We start from the raw sequence: 19,222 nt of genomic DNA on the forward strand, positions 1-19,222 counted from the left end.
TCAGCGTGCTGGTACCAGCATGTCCCGGATCTCCTCGATCGGGACCGGCCGGCCGGTGTCGACCGACCGGGTGGCGGCTTCGGCGATCAACGAGACCTCCAGCGCATCGTGTGCGGTGCATGGTGCCGATGTCGTCGGGTTCGTCGACGGGTCCATCACCGATGCGCAGAAGGCAGCGAGTTCGGCGCGATAGGCGGCGGCGAATCGGTCCATGAAGAACCGGTGCGGTGCTGCGGCGGGAAAAGCGCAGTCGGCCTGCATGTTCCGTACCGGGGTGGCGGGGTCCCACCCGGCGACGACGCTGTCGGTGCTGCCGTGAACTTCCAGGCGGCAGTCGTAGCCGCGCGCGTTGTATCGGGTCACCGACACCACGCCGATCGTGCCGCGGGCGAATCGCAGCAGGATCGATGCGGAGTCCACATCGCCGACCTCGGCGAACATCGGATCGCCCTGGTTGCTGCCGGTGGCGCACACCTCCACCACCTCGTCATCGAGAAGCCAACGGACGGTGTCGAAATCGTGTACGGCGCAATCCCGGAAGATCCCGCCCGACGCCGCGATGTACTCGGCCGGTGGAGGTGCCGGGTCCAGCGTCGTCGACCGCACCGTGGTGATGAAGCCGAGTTCGCCGGCATCGACGGCTGTGCGGGCAGCCGCCATCGCGGGATCGAACCTACGGTTGTAGCCGATCGTCACCGGGACGTCGGTGTCGGCGACGCGGGCGACGACCTCGGCCGACTCGGACACCGACAACGCGATGGGTTTCTCGCACAGGGTGGGAATCCCTGCGGCGATGGCCTTCTCGATGAGTTCGGCGTGCGTGGGGGTGGCGCTGGCGATGACCACCGCGTCGACCCCGGAGTTGAACAGGCTGTCGGCATCGGAGGCGGCCCGTGCCGAGGCCAACCGGTCGGTGGTCGTCGCCACCGCCGCCGGATTCGCGTCGGTCACCACGAGCTCGTCCACCGACGGCAAAGCAGTGAGCGTGTCGGCGTGGAAGCCGCCGATCCGCCCGAGTCCGATGACCCCTACGGTCAGTCCCATCAGTCGATTCCTCCCATCACGATCTGGTCCCAGTCGATGACCGACCCGGTGACCACTCCGCTGCGCTCCGAGAGCAGAAAGACCACGAAGTCCGCGATCTCGTCGGGTTGTCCGAGCTTGCCCATCGGCACCGACGCGTTGGCGTCGTCGATCCAGCTGTCGTCGGCGCCGTGAAAGCGCTTCTGGATGTCGGCCTCGCCCTCGGTCTCGGTCCAGCCGATGTTGAGGCCGTTGATGCGGATACGGTCCCAGCGGTGGGCATGGGCGGCGTTCTTGGTCAGACCGACCAACCCCGCCTTGGTCGCCGAGTACGGCGCCAGAAACGATTGTCCGCCATGGGATGACATCGTGATGATGTTGACGATGCTGCCCGGCGCGTTGCGGCCGGCCATGTCGGCCACGGCGGCCTGCATGGTGAAGAACGGGGCCCGCAGGTTGACGGCGACGTGGCTGTCGAAGAGTTCGGGGGTGGTGTCGAGCAGGCTGCCGCGTGTGGTCGTGCCCGCCGCGTTCACCAGGGCATCGATGCGACCGAATTCGGCGATGGTGTCCGCCACGGAGCCGGTCGCTGCGCGCGGATCGGCGAGATCGGCGTGCACGAATCGCACCGGTGCGCCGTTGAACTCGGCGGCGAGTGACTTGCCTTTCTCAGTGTTGCGGCCGCTGAACACGACCGAGGCGCCGGCGTCGACGGCAGCGCGCACGATCGCGGCGCCGACGCCTTGCGTGCCGCCGCTGACCAGTAGTGCCTTGTCGGCCAACAGGTTGCTGCGGTGTCGTGGTTGATCATTCATTTCGGTGACGTCCTTGTCGGGAGAGCTCGGGTCAGGCGATGTGGCGGCGATCCAGTGTCGATAGCTCGGCGTCGAACTGCGCCGCGTCGAGTCCGTCGGCGATGGCCCGGGCGAACAATTCGGCCTGGGATTCTCCGGTCAACCCGGTCAACGGCTGGTCGAGATCGAGATTGCTGGGGAAGGGGTACCCCTCGGCCGACGCGGCGATCACGTTCGCGACCGCGCGATCGTCGGCGGTGCCGGCCAGCGTCTGTACCGACGGATAGATCCACCGCATGACCGCGGAGCGGTCCACGGCGTCCATCGCGCGGCCGAACGCCGAGGACACCTGTAGCAGATTCGCCATCCGCCTGATGTCCGACGATGTGTTGTGGCCGGCCGCGTGGAACAGGGCGGGGTTGAAGAAGACGGCATCGCCCGCCTGCAGGGGGAGCTGGACATAGTTCTGGGCGAAGTGTTCGCGGAACTCCGGCAGGTTGAAAGCGAGATATCCCTGCTCATAGGTCTGTGAGTACGGCAGATACATCGTTGGGCCGGACTCGATCGGCATGTCGACGTGGGCGACGGCGCCCTGCAGGGTCAGCGCGGGCGAGAGGCGGTGGATGTGGGCACGGAATGTCGCGGCGGTGTCGGTGGACATGAAGCCGAGGTGATAGTCGCGGTGCGGGTTCTGCGCCTCTCCACCCGGATTGACGACGTTGATCGCCGAGGTCACCTGATACCACGGACCCAGCCACGCCTCGCTGATCAGATTGAGGACGTCGTTGGAGTAGTAGCGGGTGAACAGTTCCGGCGCCCGTTGGGCGAACTTCTGCAATGCATTCCAGATGCGGTCGTTGGCGCCGGGTTTGGCGAAATGGTCGCCGTTGGCGACGCCGGCCGCACGCTGGTCGGCAATGATTTCGGTGAAGACCTCGGTGGATTCGGTGAGCGCATGGCGGTTGTCGAATGCGCTGGTGAACACCACGATGCCGGGGCCATTGAGCAGCGCATCGGCGAGTTCATCGGACAGGACCGCGCGGTCCTCGCCCGACAGGGCGGTCACGGCGGCCGAATCGTAGAAGAGAACCCCGCGCTCGGTGCTCGCGGCGTGCGGATAGTCGGCGAGGTCGGTGGGACGCCGGGTGGCCGCGATGAAGTCGTCGAGGCTGCACTCGCTCGCAGAGATCCGGTCGGCCCGGGGCGTCCGGGCGCTGCTGATGGTGCCTGCGCTGCGTACGGTCATCGCGCGCTCCTTGTCGGTGGTCGAGCCAGGTTCTGGCCGGTGGTCGTGGGGTGGATCGGGCCCTCGGCGATTCCGCCGTGATCACGTCACCAAGAATGGCAAGATCCTATTGTCCGGACAAGAGCGTATTTCCATCAAGAATCCCTCAGGAGTGGGGCGTGCCACATCGTTATCCCGTACGCGAGATCGCGCGTCAGGCCGGCGTGAGTGAGGCGACGGTCGATCGGGTGCTGCACCAACGTCCCGGCGTACGGGAGGGCACGGTCCTGCAGGTCGAACAGGCCATCGCAGACCTCGATCGGCAGCGCACCCAGCTGCGGTTGTCCGGTCGGCGGTTCTTGATCGACGTGGTCATGGAGACGCCTCGACAGTTCTCCGGTCTGGTCCGTTACGCCTTGGAGCAGGAACTGCCGGGGCTGCGGCCCGCGGTGATGCGGGCCCGCTTCCATCTGCGGGAAACCTGGCGGACCGCCGAGTTGATCGCGCAACTGGACACCATCGCCCGTCAGGGCAGCCACGCCGTGGTGCTCAAGGCGCCGGACACACCGGAGATCGCGGCGGCCATCGGCCGACTCACCGCCGCGCGCATCCCCGTCATCACCCTGGTCACCGACGTGCCGATGAGTACCCGGATCGCCTACGTCGGGATGGACAACCGAGCGGCCGGTGCCACCGCGGCGTATCTGATGTGCCAGTGGCTGCGTCGGGTCGACGTCGACGTGTTGGTGCTGACCAGTAGTTCGATGTCGCGCGGTGAGGAGGAACGCGAGATGGGTTTCCGGTCGGTGATGCGCAGCCACGACCCGAACCGCCGGATCGTCGAGGTGACCGATTCCGACGGACTCGACGAGACGTGCGCGGCGCTCACGGCACGGGTTCTCGACGCGAATGCCGATGTGGGGGCGGTCTATTCGATCGGCGGTGGCAACCGAGGGATCGTCTCGGCATTTCGTACCGCGAACCGTACGTGCGAGGTTTTCATCGGGCACGACCTCGGTGACGCCAACCGCACCCTGCTGCTCAGCGGGCACCTGACCGCGGTCCTGCACCACGATCTGCGTGCCGACATGCGCCAGGTCGCGCAGCTGGTGATGCGCTATCACGGCGCACTGCCGGGTGATCAGCGGCCAGTGGCATCGGGGATCCACGTGATCACGCCGTACAACCTTCCTGACGCGTGAGGATGTGACGGATCTCCGATCCCATGGCGATCGCCGATAAGGTGAGTCGGCCACCCGTCGGACGGAGGATGATGCCCATGAGCTCGATCGGCGATGCAGACGACCAGGACGGCGCCCCGGGGCAGCAGCCGGCATCGAGTACCGACGAGGTGACCGCCCAGAGCGTGCGGCCGAGCACCACCGCCGAACTGCATCCCGATCGCGCCGAGGGCGTCGTCTACCTGAAGCTGATCGGACTGGGCGCGGTGATCGGCATCCCGGCCGCTCTGTTGGCGTGGGGATTTCTCGGACTCGTGCATTGGCTCGAGGATCTGATGTGGACCGATCTGCCGCGGCATCTCGGAGTCGACGAAGCACCCTGGTATCTGGTGCTCGGACTTCCGGTGGCCGGGGCCATCGTGGTCGCGATGGCGACGGCATTCCTCCCCGGCGGAGGTGGTCACTCGCCGCTCGACGGTGTCGGCGTGACGCCCACACCGTGGCAGTACGCGCCCGGCATCGCACTCGCGGCGATCGGCACCCTCGCGTTCGGTGCGGTGCTCGGTCCGGAGGCGCCACTGATCGCCTTGGGGTCTGCGGTCGGCATGGTGGTGGTGCCGTTCGTGCGACTCCCGGAACAGGGGCATCGGGTGCTGGCCACCGCCGGCTCGTTCTCGGCGGTGTCGGCGCTGTTCGGTGGGCCGCTGGTGGCCGGACTGCTGCTGCTCGAGGCCGGCCTGGCGGCCGGGGCGGCGTTGCTGCCCGCACTGCTGCCGGGGCTGGTGGCTGCGGCTGTCGGCTATGTCGTGTTCATCGGACTCGGCGACTGGGGCGGGCTCGGCGTCATGTCGATGGCGGTTCCGCAGATGCCCGACTACGTCGGCACCCGCATCATCGATCTGCTGCTCGCCATCGTCGTCGGCGTGCTGGCGAGCGTGATCATGTTCCAGGTCAAGAAGGCCGGCACATTCGTCGACAAGGCCGCATCGATCGACAAGCGCCGCCGCTACGGCATCCTCGTCGCGGGCGGCGTCGCGGTGGGGGTGTTGGCATTGATCGCCCGGGCCCTCGGTGCCGACATCGACGACGTGTTGTTCTCCGGACAGACCGCCGTGCCGATGGTTCTGGCCGAGACCGGGGTCGGCGCACTCGTGGTGATCATCGCGTTCAAGGCGATCGCCTACGCGGTCTGTTTGGGCTGCGGATTCCGTGGCGGTCCGGTGTTTCCGGCGATCTTCATCGGGGTGGCCATCGCGTCGATAGGCTGTCTGCTCTTCGACTGCTCCATCACCTGGGCGCTGGCGGTCGGAGCCGCGGCCGGGATGACGGCAGGCACCGGATTCGTATTCAGCGCGTTGTTGTTCAGCGTGCTGCTGACCGGTTCGGTCGGCCTCGACGCCACGCCTGCGGCGGTGCTGGGTGTCATCGCCGCCTGGCTGACGACCGCCGCACTGTCCCGTCGTCGGCAGTCCGGCGGTTCGGCGGCCGAGGTGGTCACCTGAGGGTGACGCGCGCCGGCGGGCGCCTGTGGGAAACCTGGTCCGAACAATATTTGTTATGACATACTGACACGATGGCGGACCAGATCATGCAGATCCCGGTCGAGCTCGACCGGTCCACGCCGGTCCCGCTCTACCACCAGCTTGCCCAGGCCATCGAGGCCGCGATCGTCCGGGGTGACCTCGGTCCCGGGGATCGACTGGAGAACGAACTCGACATGGCCGGCCGGCTCAAACTGTCGCGGCCGACGATCCGACAGGCGATCCAGGAGCTCGTCGACAAGGGTGTGGTGGTGCGCAAGAGGGGGGTCGGCACACAGGTGGTGCAGAATCCGGTGCACCGTTCGGTCGAGCTGACCAGTCTCTACGACGATCTGACGACCGCGGGGATGCACCCCACCACCCAGCTGCTCGAGTATCGGATCGGCACGCCCGACGAGGAGTTGCGCACCGAGCTGGGTTTGCCGGTAGGGGCCGAGTCGGTGACAGTCAAACGTCTGCGCTGTGCCGGCGGAGAACCCCTGGCCCTGATGATCAACCATCTGCCGGCCGACATCTGCCCGCCCGCCGGAGAACTCGAGAGTGGTGGCCTCTACAAAGGTTTGCGTGGACGGGGTGTGCACATCCGGCTTGCGCGGCAACGTATTGGGGCCAAGGCGGCCGACGCCGACGAGGCGGCACTGCTCGGCGACGAACCGGGGTCGCCGTTGCTGACCATGCAGCGCACGGCCTTCGACGACGCGGGCAAGGTGGTCGAGGTGGGTCGGCACGCGTACCGGGCCGATCGGTATTTCTTCGAGACGACGGTGGTGGATCGCTGAGCCCCGCTGAGTGAGTGGGTAACCCGGTGATCGGGTAGCGGCCGAGGCGCCGACCGAGGTCGTGTATCGAGATCACTCGTGTGTCGCCAGTGGTCTCGATACGCCGCTCGCCCTAGGGGGCTCGCGGCTACTCGACCAGCGGTTGGTGGCTTGGTGGGTCGGACTAGTCGACCTGCGGGGTGGTGCGGTTCGGGCTACTCGACCAGCGGTAAGTGGCCCGGGCGTGTGCTACGCGACTTGCGCCTCGGCTGAGGTGACCAGTGGGTCTGGGGCCTACTCGGCCGGCTGATCGTCGGGGACCTCGTTTGCCTCGGCCACCTGTCCGGAGACCGCGAGCAGGAGCTGCCGCACCGCCATTGCGCGGCGATACGACGCGCCGGCGAGTTTGTCGAGCGCACACTCCGGATCGGCAGGCGGACCCAGATGCGTACAGCCGCGGGGACAGTCGTCGATGGCCTCACGCAGGTCGTCGAAGGCGTCGACGATGTCGTCGGGTCCGACGTGGGCGAGCCCGAACGATCGGATACCGGGTGTGTCCACCACCCAGCCTTGGGGCGACGAGTCCGCGCCGGGCAGGGGCAGCACCACCGATTGCGTCGAGGTATGCCGGCCCTTGCCAACCCCGGACACCACGCCGGTGGCCCGCTCTGCTTGCGGCACAAGACGATTGACCAAAGTAGATTTGCCTACCCCGGAATGGCCGACGAGCGCGGTGAGCCGGCCGGTGAGGATGGCGGTGATCTCGTCGAGCGCGTCGTCGCGGCCGCCGAGCACGATCGGCAGGTCGAGATCGGCGAAGGCTCTGGTGAATTCGGCGGGATCGGCGAGATCGGACTTCGTCAGGCACAGGATCGGTGTCAGGCCGCCGACGTAGGCGGCGGCCAACGCGCGTTCCACGAATCCGGTGCGCGGTGGTGGATCGGCCAATGCGGTGACGATCAACAGTTGGTCGGCATTGGCCACCACGATGCGTTCATACGGGTCGGTGTCGTCGGCGGTGCGGCGCAGCACGGTGGTGCGGTCGGCGACCTTGACGATGCGCGCCAGCGTGTCCGGCCGACCGGACAGATCGCCGACCACCGACACCTGATCGCCGACGACGACCGGCGTGCGGCCCAGTTCCCGTGCGCGCATCGCGGTGACCCGACGGTCCGGGTCGCCGTCGAGGACGCAGCCCCAGCGGCCACGGTCGACCGACACGACCATGGCCGAGCGGGCGTCGTCGTGGCTCGGTCGTTGTTTCGTGCGCGGTCGGCTGCCCTTGCCAGGACGTATCCGGACGTCGGATTCGTCGTAGCTCGAGGCGCGCCGACTCACGTCAGGGGTGCCCGATCATTTTCTGCCACATGCCCGGAAAGTCCGGCAGCGTCTTACTGGTCGTCTCCACATCGGACACCGTGAGGCCCTGCACCACCAGCCCGATCAGCGCACCTGCGGTGGCCATCCGGTGATCGGCGTAGGACTCCCACACCGCACCGTGCAACTGTCGGGGCACGATGCGCAGACCGTCGTCGGTCTCGGTGCAGTCACCGCCGAGCCGGTTGATCTCGGTGGTCAGCGCCGCCAGGCGATCGGTTTCGTGACCGCGCAGATGCGCGATGCCCGACAGCACCGATTCGCCGTCGGCGAGCGCGCACAGACCCGCCACGGTGGGGGTCAGCTCGCCGATGTCGCGCAGATCGATGCTGATCCCGGTGAGCTTCTCCGGCCCACGCACGGTCAGCGCACCGTCGGAGAACTCGATCGCACAACCCATCTCGGCGAGGATGTCGACGATCTGGGCGCCGGGCTGGGTCGTGGTCGCGGGCCAACGTGGCACGCTCACCGCACCCCCTGTCACAGCGGCAGCGGCCAGAAATGCGGCGGCGTTGGACAGGTCGGGCTCCACCTCACGGTCGATCGCCCGGATGGTCGACGGCGGCACCCGCCACGTCTGCGCATCCGGCCGCTCCACCGGCACCCCGCACTCGCCAAGCATCTGCACGGTCATGTCGATGTGCGGCATCGAGGGCACCGGTCCGCCGTCGTGGCGCACGGTCACCCCGTCGTCGAAGAGCGCGGCCGACAGCAGCAACCCCGAGACGAACTGCGACGAGGCCGACGCATCGATGGTGACCTCCCCGCCGGACGCGGACCCGGTCCCGGTGACCGTGAACGGCAACCGATCGCCGGTCACCTTCACGCCCAGGTCGCGCAGGGCGTCGAGGATGGTCGCCAGGGGGCGAGTGCGGGCCTGCTCGTCACCGTCGAAGGCGACCCGCCCGTCGGCGAATGCGGCCACCGGGGGCAGGAATCGCATCACGGTGCCGGCCAGCCCGCAGTACACGTCGGCGCCGACCATCGGGTGCGGTTCGATCGTCACCGCGGTGTCGTCGTCGGGATCGATCCGCACGCCGACGCCCAGCGCACTCAGGCCGCTGAGCATCAGATTGGTGTCGCGGCTGCGCAGGGTTCCACGCACCACCGAGGGGCCGTCCGCCAGGGCGGCGAGGATCAACGCGCGATTGGTGATCGACTTGGAACCGGGCAACTCGACGGTGGCCACCACCGGGGCGGACACCGTGGGCGCAGTCCAGACACTCATGCGGTCCAGTCTGTCACGGGCCAACGGTCACCGATCGGGGAGCAGCCGTCACCGGGTGTCCCGTCGCAGTGGGTGATCGGCAGGTACCTCCACGATGATGATCCGACGGTCGTCGGGGTCGCGCACATGCATCTCGATCAGACCCCACGGCTCGGTGCGTGCCTCCCGCACGATCGGGACGTCGGCGGCCCGCAACTCGTCCGTGGCGGCCGCCGCGTCACGTACCTGCAGCCAGAGCATGGCGTCGGCGCCCCCGCCGGTCGCCACCTGGTCGCTCATGTGTGCGGGTACCTCGATATAACCGGTGCCGGCGTGGAAGACCACTCCGCCCGGATACTCGCGGGCCACGGCCAGTTTCAACTGATCGCGATAGAACGCGGTCAGGCGTTCGGGATCGGCCGAACGCAACAGAATTCGGCTGCTCAGTACCTCCATCTACTGGCCCTCGGTGGACCCGTCGGTGCCACCGAGCGCATGACCACGGTTCAGGTCGTTGCCATGCCGGGCCGCTTCGTAGATGGCCTTCTCACGCGCGATGCGATCGGTTTCCCCGATGGGCTTGGCGTCACCGAAGGCGAACGTCGAGTCGTGCGGATACTCGTGCGGCTGGTCTGGGTCGTCGTCGATGAGGGCGTCGGCCGGCTGATGATCATGGCGGGGGCTGTCGGACATGACTAAACGATAAACCGAGTTGTGCTCGACCGATCAGGATCCGCGCCGGGAGAATCCGCCGTCGGTGTGCGAGTCCCAGCTCTCGATCAGCCGTAGCACCTTGGGATCGCCCTGCTCCTTGATCCAGTCACACAGGTCTTTCGGCGCGGCCGGGTTGGTGATGATGAACTGGTGCAGATCGGAGTCGTGTTCGGCCAGGTACCGCAGCGTCTCCGGTGGGCTGTCCGGGTTGGCGGCGGCCAGCGCGTCGCGGGGATCGAAGGCCGCGGCGCCCATCGTGTCGCCTGCCGACAGACCCAGGCCGTCCTTGGTGACCACCTCGATCTCACCGGTGTTGTGGTAATCAGCCGGGTCGGGTGAGGTGCTTCTGGTGTTGAGCAGCAGATTCAGCAGGATCGCCGTCAGTGCGCCCGCGGAGATGCCGGAGTGGAAAATGGTCTGGAACCAATCCGGGAACTGGTGATACAGGTCCAGCGACACGTTGACCGGCGCGTCGCCGAGGTCGCGGTTGGTGTAATACAGCTTGGCCTCGGTCAGCATCGCCACACCCACCGAGATGGCCACGACCAGCACGTTGGTGTTGTTGAACTTGACCTTGCTGAGGGTTCGCACACCGCTAGCGGCGACCATGCCGAACAGTGCGACACCGGCGCCGCCGAGCACCGGCATGGGGATGCCCTCGACGATGGCGGCCATCTTCGGCAGCAGCCCCAGGATGACCAGGATGATGCCCGCACAGGTCGCCACATGCCGGGTCTTGACGCCGGTGATGGCGACGAGCCCGACGTTCTGCGCGAACGCCGTGTACGGGAAGGTGTTGAATACGCCGCCGAGGACCGTGCCCAGTCCGTCGGCGCGCATACCGTCGGCCAGTTTCTGCGGGGTGATCTTCTTGTCGACGATCTCGCCGACTGCCACGATGTCGCCGGTGGTCTCGGTCATGATCACCAGCGCCACGATGATCAAGGCGATGATCGAGGAGATCTCGAACGTCGGCATCCCGAACTGGAAGGGTTGCGGAATGCCGATCCACGGGTTCTCGCCGACGGCGTCCCAGTTGGCCATCCCGAACGGTAGCGACACCAGCGTGCCGATGACCAGACCGATGAGCACCGACACCCGCTTGATGGGTTCGGGTCCGAACCGTTCGAGCGCGATGATCACCGCGAGGGTGAAGAAGCCGAACGCGATGGCCTTCGGTTCACCGAAGTCCTCGCCGGTGGCGGTACCGCCACCGAACCACCCGGCAGCCACCCGCATCAGGGAGACGCCGATGATGAGGATGATCGTGCCGGTGACCAGGGGCGGGAAGAATCGGATCAGTTTCCCGACCACGGGTGCGGCGAGGATCATGAACAACCCGCAACAGATCACCGAACCGTAGATCGCGGTGATGCCGTGGGCCTGGCCGATGGTGATCATCGGCCCGACGGCGGCGAAGGTGACGCCCTGCATGAGCGGCAGCCGCACCCCGAAACGCCAGAAGCCGACCGCCTGCAGGATCGTCGCTATGCCGGCGACGAACAGGTCGGCCATGATCAGGTGGACGATGTCGCCCTGCTCGAGTTGGCCCGCGCTGACCATCGCGCCACCCACGATCAGCGGTACGGCCACGGCGCCCGCATACATCGCCAGCACGTGCTGGATGCCCAACGGCAGCAGCTTGGCCAACGGCGGTATCTCGTCCACCGGGTGAGCTGTGGTCTTGCCGCGCTTGATCGTGTCGAGAGCCGCCATACGCAGATGTTTACGAGCCGGACGTTTCGGACAGTGCGCCGACATGTGACGGCCGTGTTTCCGCGAAAATATATCGGCCACAGTCACACCCCGCCGGGCCGGGCACAATGGTGCGATGGTCAGTCGCCGCCGAAGTGCCGGGCTCCTGCTGTACCGCCGCCGCGGCGGCGACGTCGAAGTCCTGATCGCCCACCCCGGCGGGCCGCTGTGGGCACGTAAGGACGTCGGCGCGTGGACGATCCCGAAGGGGTTGCTGGAACCGGATGAAGAGCCCGAGGCGACCGCCCGCCGCGAGTTCGCCGAGGAGATCGGGTCGCCGGCACCGACCGGCCCGGTCATCGAACTCGGCGACGTCACCCAGGCCAGTGGGAAAGTGGTCGCTGCGTTCGCCGTGGAAGGTGACATCGACACCTCGACCGTCGTCAGCAACACCTTCGAGATGGTGTGGCCACCGAGGTCGGGGAAGCTTCAGAGCTTTCCCGAAGTCGATCGGGCTGAATGGGTGGACCCGGAGACGGCGCGGGTGAAACTCAATCCGGCGCAGGTGGCGTTCGTCGATCGGCTGCTCGAAACTCTCGCATCACCACGCTGATCTGCAGGCGGGAGACCGAGTAGGGCGCCCTAACCTCAGCGATTACTGAGTTTCGTCTTGACGCCCGGCCGATCCGGCGCAAACTGAAGATGGTCACCATGGTGTGACGCCGGACACAGTGGCGTGTCCGCAGAGTCGAGGATGTGTGTATGCGAGACGTCTTGCCCACACTTGTTGAGCGCTGGCGCAACGGGGAGACGGTCGGGCTGACGACCGTGGTCGCCACCTACGGATCGGCGCCACGGCAGCCGGGGGCGGCGTCGGCCCGCCTGGCCGACGGCGGGGTGCTCGGCTCGGTGTCCGGCGGGTGCGTCGAAGGTGCGGTGTACGAACTCGCCGGTGACGTCGTCGAGTCCGGGACGGCGCAGACCGAGCGGTATGGGATCGCCGATGACGACGCGTTCGCCGTTGGTCTCACCTGCGGTGGCACCATCGACGTCTTCTGCGAGCCGGTCTCCCGCGAGACCTGGCCCGACCTCGACGAGATCGGCGCCGCCGTCGATGCCCGACGGCCTGTGGCCGTCGCGACGGTGACATCCAGCGATCAGCCGGACGTGCCGGTCGGGGCGCACCTGACCATCGCACCGGAGCGCGCCCGGGGCAGTCTCGGTGAACCCGAGCTCGATCGGGTCGTCGTCCAGGACGCGCGAGGCTTGCTGGACCTGGGGGAGACCTCGATCCTGCGCTACGGCCCGCAGGGTCTGCGCACCGGCGACGGCATCGCCGTGTTCGTCAACAGCATGGCGCCCTCGCCACGCCTGATCGTTTTCGGGGCCGTCGACTACGCCGCCGCCCTCGCGCATGCCGGAGCCGCACTCGGCTATCACGTGACGGTGTGCGACGCTCGCCCGGTGTTCGCCACGCCGGCCCGTTTCCCGGCCGCGCACGAGGTGGTCGTCGACTGGCCACATCGCTATCTGCGCGCCGAGATGGCTGCCGGCCGGATCGATTCGCGCACCGCGATCTGCGTGCTGACCCACGACCCGAAGTTCGACGTCCCGGCCCTGCAGGCCGCGTTCGAGTCGCCCGAGGGTGTCTACATCGGCGCCATGGGATCCCGGCGCACCCACGACGACCGCATGCGTCGGCTTCGTGAGGAGGGCGCCACCGACGCCGCTCTCGCCCGCCTGCACTCACCGATCGGACTCGACCTCGGCGGTCGCACCCCGGCCGAGACCGCGGTGTCGATCATGGCCGAGATCATCGCGGTTCGGCGCGGCGGAACCGGGGTCACCCTGACCAACCTCACCGATCACATCCATCCAGGCATCAGCCGGATCCAGCCGGACCCGACGAGAGTGGGCGGATGACCGGGTAGACCCGGCCGATTGGACGATCCCCCGATCAACGCAGAGGAGCCATCATGCAGGTACCGGCACCGTTCGAATACGAGCGCGCGACCAGCGTCGATCACGCCATCGGACTCCTCGGCCAGCTGGGCGACGAAGCCCGCCTGATCGCCGGAGGGCACAGTCTGCTGCCGATGATGAAACTCCGGCTCGCGACACCCGAGTACCTGATCGACATCAACGATCTGCACGACGAACTCGGCTACATCCGGTTCACCGACGACGATGTACGCATCGGCGCGATGACCCGACACCACGAACTGCTGGCCAGCGAACCACTGTTCGACACCTTCCCGATCTTCCGCGACGCCGAGCGGGTGATTGCCGACCCGGTGGTCCGTAACCGCGGCACCCTCGGCGGATCACTGTGTCAGGCAGACCCGTCGGAGGATCTGTCGAGTGTGTGCTCCACCCTTGATGCACGCTGCGTGATCCGAGGCTCCGACGGGGAGCGGGTGATCAGCATGGCGGACTTCCATCGCGGCCCCTACGAGACCGCCGTCGAACAGAACGAAATGCTCACCGAGGTGCGGGTTCCGGTCCGGCCGGGCGGCGCCAGCGCATATGAGAAGGTCGAGCGACGCGCGGGGGACTGGGCGGTGGTCGCCGCGGGTGCCGCGCTGTGGCTGACCGACGGCACCATTGCCGACGCCCGCGTCGGCCTGACCGCGGTCGGCGCCAACACCACCGACATCCCGGCGATCTCCGAGGCGCTGCGTGGCGCGGACCCGACTGAGCAGACTTGGCGGCAGGCAGGTGAGGTCGCCGCGCAGGCCTGTGATCCGGCCGCCGACGGTCGGGGCACCGTCGACTACAAACGCCATCTCGCGGCCGAACTCACCGCACGAGCCCTGCGCCGCAGCGCGCAACGACTCGGGGTCGAGGCATCGACCCCGGCCACCTGATCACCCGCCCATCCCGAATCCGCGAAAGATGCCGACCGGCAAGGAGAATCCGATGCAAGTGACGATGACCGTCAACGGCGAGTCGGTGACCCGCGACATCGAGCCGCGCCTGCTGCTCGTTCACTTCCTGCGCGACCACCTCGCCCTCACCGGCACTCACTGGGGCTGCGACACCAGCAACTGCGGGACCTGCGTGGTGCAGGTCGACGGACAGCCGGTGAAGTCGTGCACGATGCTTGCCGCGATGGCCGGCGGTCACGAGGTGCGGACCGTGGAGGGGCTCGAACAGGGCACCACGCTGGATCCGCTGCAGCAGGGATTCATGGAATGTCATGGGCTGCAATGCGGATTCTGCACACCCGGCATGCTGATGACGACCCGCGCACTGCTCGACGAGAACCCGAATCCCACCGAGCACGAGATCCGGGAGGCGATCAGCGGACAGATCTGCCGCTGCACCGGCTACACCACGATCGTGCGATCGGTGCAGTGGGCCGCACAGCACGGGGCCGCACACCAACCCGACGGCACGAGTGAGGCATCGGCCGCCGATGACGTTGCGGAAGAGGCACTTCGATGACCATCACCACTCCACCCGAACCGGCATCGGCGTCCGGACCCGACGACCTGGTCGACAACAATCACAAGCCGATGGGCTACGGCCGGATGCTGCGCAAGGAGGACCCGCGTTTCATCCGTGGACTGGGTCGGTACTGCGATGATGTGCAGTTGCCCGGGATGCTGCACATGGCGATTCTGCGGTCCCCGGTGGCGCACGCGAAGATCGTCAACATCGACACCACCGCGGCCGAGGCGCTGCCGAAGGTGAAGGCCGTCATCACCGGTGACACCCTGAAGGGTTTGGGACTGGACTGGATGCCGACCCTGTCGAACGACGTGCAGGCGGTGCTGGCGACCGACAAGGTCCGCTTCCAGGGCCAGGAGGTCGCGGCTGTCGTCGCCGAAGATCGCTATGCGGCACGGGATGCGCTCGAACTCATCGATGTCGACTACGAGATCCTCGACGCGGTCCACGATGTCCGCACCGCATTGGACCCGTCGGCGCCGGTGATCCGCGACGATCTCGAGGGCAAGAGCGACAACCACATTTTCGACTGGGAGACCGGCGACAAGGCCGCCACGGACGCGGTATTCGCCGACGCCGATGTGGTGGTCACCCAGGACATGGTCTACCCGCGCGTGCACCCCGCACCGATGGAGACGTGTGGCGCGGTCGCCGATTTCGATCGCGTCGACGGCAAGCTCACCCTGTGGTCGACGTCGCAGGCACCACACGCACATCGCACGCTGTACGCATTGGTCGCCGGCATCCCCGAGCACAAGATCCGTGTCATCTCACCGGATATCGGCGGCGGGTTCGGCAACAAGGTGCCCATCTACCCCGGTTATGTGTGCGCGGTGGTCGGGTCGATCGTCACGGGCAAGCCGGTCAAGTGGATGGAGGACCGGACCGAGAACCTCACCAGCACCGGGTTCGCCCGCGACTACGTGATGCGCGGCGAGGTCGCCGCCACGAAAGACGGACGGATCCTCGCCATCCGCACCAACGTCCTCGCCGACCACGGGGCCTTCAACGGGGTAGCTGCCCCGGTCAAATACCCGGCGGGATTCTTCGGCGTTTTCACCGGTAGCTATCAGCTCGAGGCCGCGTACTGTTCGATGACCGCGGTGTACACGAACAAGGCGCCCGGTGGTGTCGCCTACGCCTGTTCGTTCCGGATCACCGAAGCCGTCTATCTCGTCGAACGTCTGGTCAACTGCCTCGCCCACGAACTGCAGATGGATCAGATCGCGCTGCGGCGCAAGAACTTCATCCAGCCAGACCAGTTCCCGTACACCACCAAGACCGGGTGGATCTACGATTCCGGCGACTACGACGCCGCGATGACCGAAGCGATGCGGATCGCCGACTACGACGCCCTGCTTGCGGAGCAGGCCGCCAAACGCGAGCGCGGCGAGCTGATGGGTATCGGCGTGGCCTTCTTCACCGAGGCGGTCGGTGCCGGACCGCGCAAGGACATGGACATCTTGGGCCTGGGCATGGCCGACGGATGTGACGTGCGGGTCCACCCCACCGGCAAGGCCGTGGTCCGGTTGTCGGTGCAGTCCCAGGGGCAGGGGCATGAGACGACGTTCGCGCAGATTGTCGCCGAGGAACTCGGTATCGCCCCCGACGACATCGACGTCGTCCACGGTGACACCGACAACACACCGTTCGGGCTCGGTACCTACGGCAGCCGATCCACACCTGTCTCGGGGGCGGCGGCGGCGATGGCCGCCCGCAAGGTGCGCGACAAGGCGAAGCTCATCGCGGCGGGCATGCTCGAGGTCTCCGTTGCCGATCTGGAATGGGAGAAGGGGACTTTCGCCGTCAAGGGTGATCCGGGCACCACGGTGACGATCGCGGAGATCGCGATGAAGGCGCACGGCGCGGGCGACCTGCCACCCGGAGTCGAGGGCGGGCTGGACGCGTCGGTGGTCTACAACCCCGCCAACCTCACCTACCCGTTCGGTGCCTACATCTGTGTGGTCGACGTCGACCCCGACACCGCCGTGGTGAAAGTGCGACGGTTCATCGCGGTCGACGACTGCGGCACCCGGATCAACCCGATGATCGTCGAGGGGCAGGTGCACGGCGGGCTGACCGACGGTATCGGGATGGCCCTGATGGAGATCATCGAGTTCGACGAGTCGGGCAACTGTCTCAACGGGTCGCTGATGGATTACCTGATCCCGACCGCGCTCGAGGTGCCGCATTGGGAGACCGGACAGACCGTGACACCCTCGCCGCACCATCCGATCGGCGCCAAAGGCGTCGGCGAGTCGGCGACCGTCGGGTCACCACCCGCGGTGGTCAACGCCGTCGTCGATGCGCTGGCACCTTTCGGTATTCGCCATGCCGACATGCCGCTGACCCCGTCCCGGGTGTGGGAGGCGATGCAGGGCAGGGCACGGCCGCCGATCTGAGATCGTGACGACAGGAGCAGCATGACATCCGAACACGGCAGATCGCTGGACGAGATGGCCGCCGACCTCACCGATCGGCGCAGACCGTTTGCGCGCGCCACCGTGGTGCGGGCGCAGCCGCCGACATCGGCCCGGGCGGGCGACCAGGCGTTGGTGATGGCGGACGGAGAGATGTTCGGATTCGTGGGCGGCCAGTGCGCGGTCGAATCGGTGCGCCAGAGTGCCGTCGACTCGATCGCCGCCGGTGAAGGGGTCCTGCTGCGGGTTCTGCCCGAAGGCGCCGAGACGTATCCGGAGACCTCTGGCGCGCGGGTCGCGGTCAACCCATGTCTGTCCGGGGGTGCGCTGGAGATCTTCATCCAACCGGTGGTGCCCACCCCGATCATTCAGGTCGTCGGGGACAAGCCGATCGCGTTGGCCATCGTCGACCAGGCCCGGTTGCTGGGTTGGGCGGTGAGCCGGGTGGACCCGGAAGCCGCCGGCGTGTGGGAGTTCACCGAACCCCATGGGGTGGTGGCCTCGATCATCGCCAGTCACGGCGGTGATGAGGCCGCGGCGATCCGCACGGCACTTGATCACCACGTGCCGTTCGTCGGACTGGTGGCAAGCGTGAGGCGCGGCGCGACGGTACTCGACGCGATGGATCTGTCGGTGACCGACCGTGCATGCGTGCACACCCCGGTCGGCCTCGACATCGGTGCACGCACGCCGCCGGAGATTGCGCTGTCGGTGCTGGCTGCGGTGGTGGCGGCCATCCGGCGCGACGGTCTGGCCGGCACCGGCGCACCCGAGGATGCCCCAGCTGTAGTCGAGCCTCGACGCGAGGTCGACCCGATCTGCGGGATGACCGTGATGGTGTCCGCCGATACCATCGAGTATGACGACGAATCCGGCTCACATTGGTTCTGCTGCAAAGGATGTCGGGACACCTTCGTCGCGCGGTCGGCGGGTGGGTTGCAGGCGGCTCAATGACGTCGCCGTTGTTCTCCTCGGCCGACGACGTCGCGCGCCACCTCGATGCCGTGGATTATCTCGCCGACGAAGGTCTGGCGACTGCGCTTTTCCTGGCGACGTCGCTGCAGATGCCGATCCTGCTGGAAGGTGAACCGGGGGTGGGTAAGACGTCGGCGGCGACCGCACTGGCCACCGCCCTGGACACCGACCTGATCCGCCTGCAGTGTTATGAGGGGCTGGCGGCCCATGACGCCCTGTACGAATGGAACTATCAGCGTCAACTGCTGGCCATCAAGATGTCGGAGTCGCGGGGTCAGGATTTCTCCGACGCGGATCTGTATGCGCCCGAGTTCCTCTCGGAACGGCCGCTGTTGGCGGCGATCCGGCACCGCGGAGCCCGCCCGCCGGTTCTGCTGATCGACGAGATCGACCGCGCCGACGATGAATTCGAGGCATTGCTGTTCGAGTTCCTCGGTGAGGGCGCGGTCACCGTGCCGGAACTCGGCACCATCCGGGCACAGCGTCGGCCGCTGGTGGTGCTGACATCCAACCGCAGTCGTGAGCTCCACGAGGCGTTGCGGCGGCGCTGCCTCTATCACTGGATCGTCTATCCCGGTGCGGCGCAGGTGGTCGCGATCTTGCGGCGCACGGTCTCCGGCGCCTCGGCACCGCTGCTGGAAGACGCGTCGGTGTTCGTCGGTCGGGTGCGGGAACTCGACCTCGACAAGCCGCCGGGTATCGCCGAGGCGATCGACTGGGTGTCGGCCCTGATCACCCTCGGTGTCACCGAGTTGGTCGCCACCACGGTGGCGCCCACGCTGGGCACCCTGGTCAAGACGCCCGACGACCACGAGACGCTGCTGGCGGCGCTCGAACACGGTTCCGTGCTCTGAAACGG

18 protein-coding genes are annotated in these 19,222 nt (G+C 67.3%); 10 read left to right on the forward strand and 8 right to left on the reverse strand.

Going from position 1 to position 19,222, the window contains the following annotated elements:
- The 3 genes from OSB52_RS13910 to OSB52_RS13920 are packed head-to-tail and all read right to left on the reverse strand — an operon-like array spanning position 1 to position 3,063.
- Entirely contained in the window at positions 1 to 1,044 is a 1,044-nt protein-coding gene (locus OSB52_RS13910; protein ID WP_266062269.1) for a Gfo/Idh/MocA family protein, read from the reverse strand.
- The gene (locus tag OSB52_RS13915; protein WP_266062271.1) at positions 1,044 to 1,838 is read right to left on the reverse strand and encodes an SDR family oxidoreductase; all 795 of its coding nucleotides are present in this window, start codon (positions 1,836 to 1,838) and stop codon (positions 1,044 to 1,046) included. Before OSB52_RS13915 ends, OSB52_RS13910 begins: the two co-directional genes overlap by 1 nt.
- Before the next feature lie 31 nt (positions 1,839 to 1,869).
- The gene (locus OSB52_RS13920; protein WP_266062272.1) at positions 1,870 to 3,063 is read right to left on the reverse strand and encodes a phytanoyl-CoA dioxygenase family protein; all 1,194 of its coding nucleotides are present in this window, start codon (positions 3,061 to 3,063) and stop codon (positions 1,870 to 1,872) included.
- A 158-nt stretch (positions 3,064 to 3,221) separates the two neighbouring features.
- Here OSB52_RS13920 and OSB52_RS13925 point away from each other — a divergent pair, with 158 nt between their 5' ends.
- From OSB52_RS13925 to OSB52_RS13935, 3 genes are all read left to right on the forward strand, one after another.
- Entirely contained in the window at positions 3,222 to 4,244 is a 1,023-nt protein-coding gene (locus OSB52_RS13925) for a LacI family DNA-binding transcriptional regulator (protein WP_266062274.1), read from the forward strand.
- A gap of 77 nt (positions 4,245 to 4,321) precedes the next feature.
- Positions 4,322 to 5,725 carry a chloride channel protein gene (locus tag OSB52_RS13930; protein WP_266062276.1) on the forward strand — a complete coding sequence of 468 codons (1,404 nt, stop codon included), beginning with the start codon at positions 4,322 to 4,324 and terminating at the stop codon, positions 5,723 to 5,725.
- A gap of 86 nt (positions 5,726 to 5,811) precedes the next feature.
- Entirely contained in the window at positions 5,812 to 6,543 is a 732-nt protein-coding gene (locus tag OSB52_RS13935; RefSeq protein ID WP_235725130.1) for a GntR family transcriptional regulator, read from the forward strand.
- A 273-nt stretch (positions 6,544 to 6,816) separates the two neighbouring features.
- Here the strand turns inward: OSB52_RS13935 and rsgA are convergent, their stop codons facing one another.
- The 5 genes from rsgA to OSB52_RS13960 are packed head-to-tail and all read right to left on the reverse strand — an operon-like array spanning position 6,817 to position 11,536.
- Positions 6,817 to 7,860 (reverse strand): ribosome small subunit-dependent GTPase A, encoded by a 1,044-nt coding sequence (gene rsgA / locus OSB52_RS13940; protein WP_266062278.1) that lies wholly within the window; start codon positions 7,858 to 7,860, stop codon positions 6,817 to 6,819.
- A 1-nt stretch (position 7,861) separates the two neighbouring features.
- Entirely contained in the window at positions 7,862 to 9,127 is a 1,266-nt protein-coding gene (gene aroA / locus OSB52_RS13945) for a 3-phosphoshikimate 1-carboxyvinyltransferase (protein WP_266062280.1), read from the reverse strand.
- Between the two features lie 48 nt (positions 9,128 to 9,175).
- Positions 9,176 to 9,562 carry a VOC family protein gene (locus OSB52_RS13950; RefSeq protein ID WP_235725098.1) on the reverse strand — a complete coding sequence of 129 codons (387 nt, stop codon included), beginning with the start codon at positions 9,560 to 9,562 and terminating at the stop codon, positions 9,176 to 9,178.
- Positions 9,563 to 9,799 (reverse strand): hypothetical protein, encoded by a 237-nt coding sequence (locus OSB52_RS13955; protein WP_235725097.1) that lies wholly within the window; start codon positions 9,797 to 9,799, stop codon positions 9,563 to 9,565. It abuts the gene before it with no gap.
- 33 nt (positions 9,800 to 9,832) lie between these two features.
- On the reverse strand, positions 9,833 to 11,536 hold the full coding sequence (locus tag OSB52_RS13960; RefSeq protein ID WP_266062281.1) for a nucleobase:cation symporter-2 family protein: 1,704 nt from the start codon (positions 11,534 to 11,536) through the stop codon (positions 9,833 to 9,835).
- A gap of 115 nt (positions 11,537 to 11,651) precedes the next feature.
- Here OSB52_RS13960 and OSB52_RS13965 point away from each other — a divergent pair, with 115 nt between their 5' ends.
- From OSB52_RS13965 to OSB52_RS13995, 7 genes are all read left to right on the forward strand, one after another.
- Positions 11,652 to 12,128 carry an NUDIX hydrolase gene (locus OSB52_RS13965; protein WP_266062282.1) on the forward strand — a complete coding sequence of 159 codons (477 nt, stop codon included), beginning with the start codon at positions 11,652 to 11,654 and terminating at the stop codon, positions 12,126 to 12,128.
- A 149-nt stretch (positions 12,129 to 12,277) separates the two neighbouring features.
- Positions 12,278 to 13,438, forward strand: coding sequence for an XdhC family protein (locus OSB52_RS13970; RefSeq protein WP_266062283.1), 1,161 nt, complete (start codon positions 12,278 to 12,280; stop codon positions 13,436 to 13,438).
- 53 nt (positions 13,439 to 13,491) lie between these two features.
- On the forward strand, positions 13,492 to 14,382 hold the full coding sequence (locus tag OSB52_RS13975) for an FAD binding domain-containing protein (protein ID WP_235725093.1): 891 nt from the start codon (positions 13,492 to 13,494) through the stop codon (positions 14,380 to 14,382).
- 52 nt (positions 14,383 to 14,434) lie between these two features.
- A complete protein-coding gene (locus tag OSB52_RS13980; RefSeq protein ID WP_235725092.1) occupies positions 14,435 to 14,962 on the forward strand; it encodes a (2Fe-2S)-binding protein in 528 nt (175 codons plus the stop codon).
- The gene (locus OSB52_RS13985) at positions 14,959 to 17,370 is read left to right on the forward strand and encodes an aerobic carbon-monoxide dehydrogenase large subunit (protein ID WP_235725091.1); all 2,412 of its coding nucleotides are present in this window, start codon (positions 14,959 to 14,961) and stop codon (positions 17,368 to 17,370) included. The genes OSB52_RS13980 and OSB52_RS13985 overlap by 4 nt, the downstream gene beginning before the upstream one ends.
- A gap of 21 nt (positions 17,371 to 17,391) precedes the next feature.
- Positions 17,392 to 18,342 (forward strand): XdhC family protein, encoded by a 951-nt coding sequence (locus OSB52_RS13990; protein WP_266062287.1) that lies wholly within the window; start codon positions 17,392 to 17,394, stop codon positions 18,340 to 18,342.
- On the forward strand, positions 18,339 to 19,217 hold the full coding sequence (locus OSB52_RS13995; RefSeq protein ID WP_266062289.1) for an AAA family ATPase: 879 nt from the start codon (positions 18,339 to 18,341) through the stop codon (positions 19,215 to 19,217). The genes OSB52_RS13990 and OSB52_RS13995 overlap by 4 nt, the downstream gene beginning before the upstream one ends.
- Positions 19,218 to 19,222: the final 5 nt, after the last annotated feature.

This window comes from Gordonia aquimaris (assembly GCF_026262595.1).
GTDB lineage: Bacteria > Actinomycetota > Actinomycetes > Mycobacteriales > Mycobacteriaceae > Gordonia > Gordonia tangerina.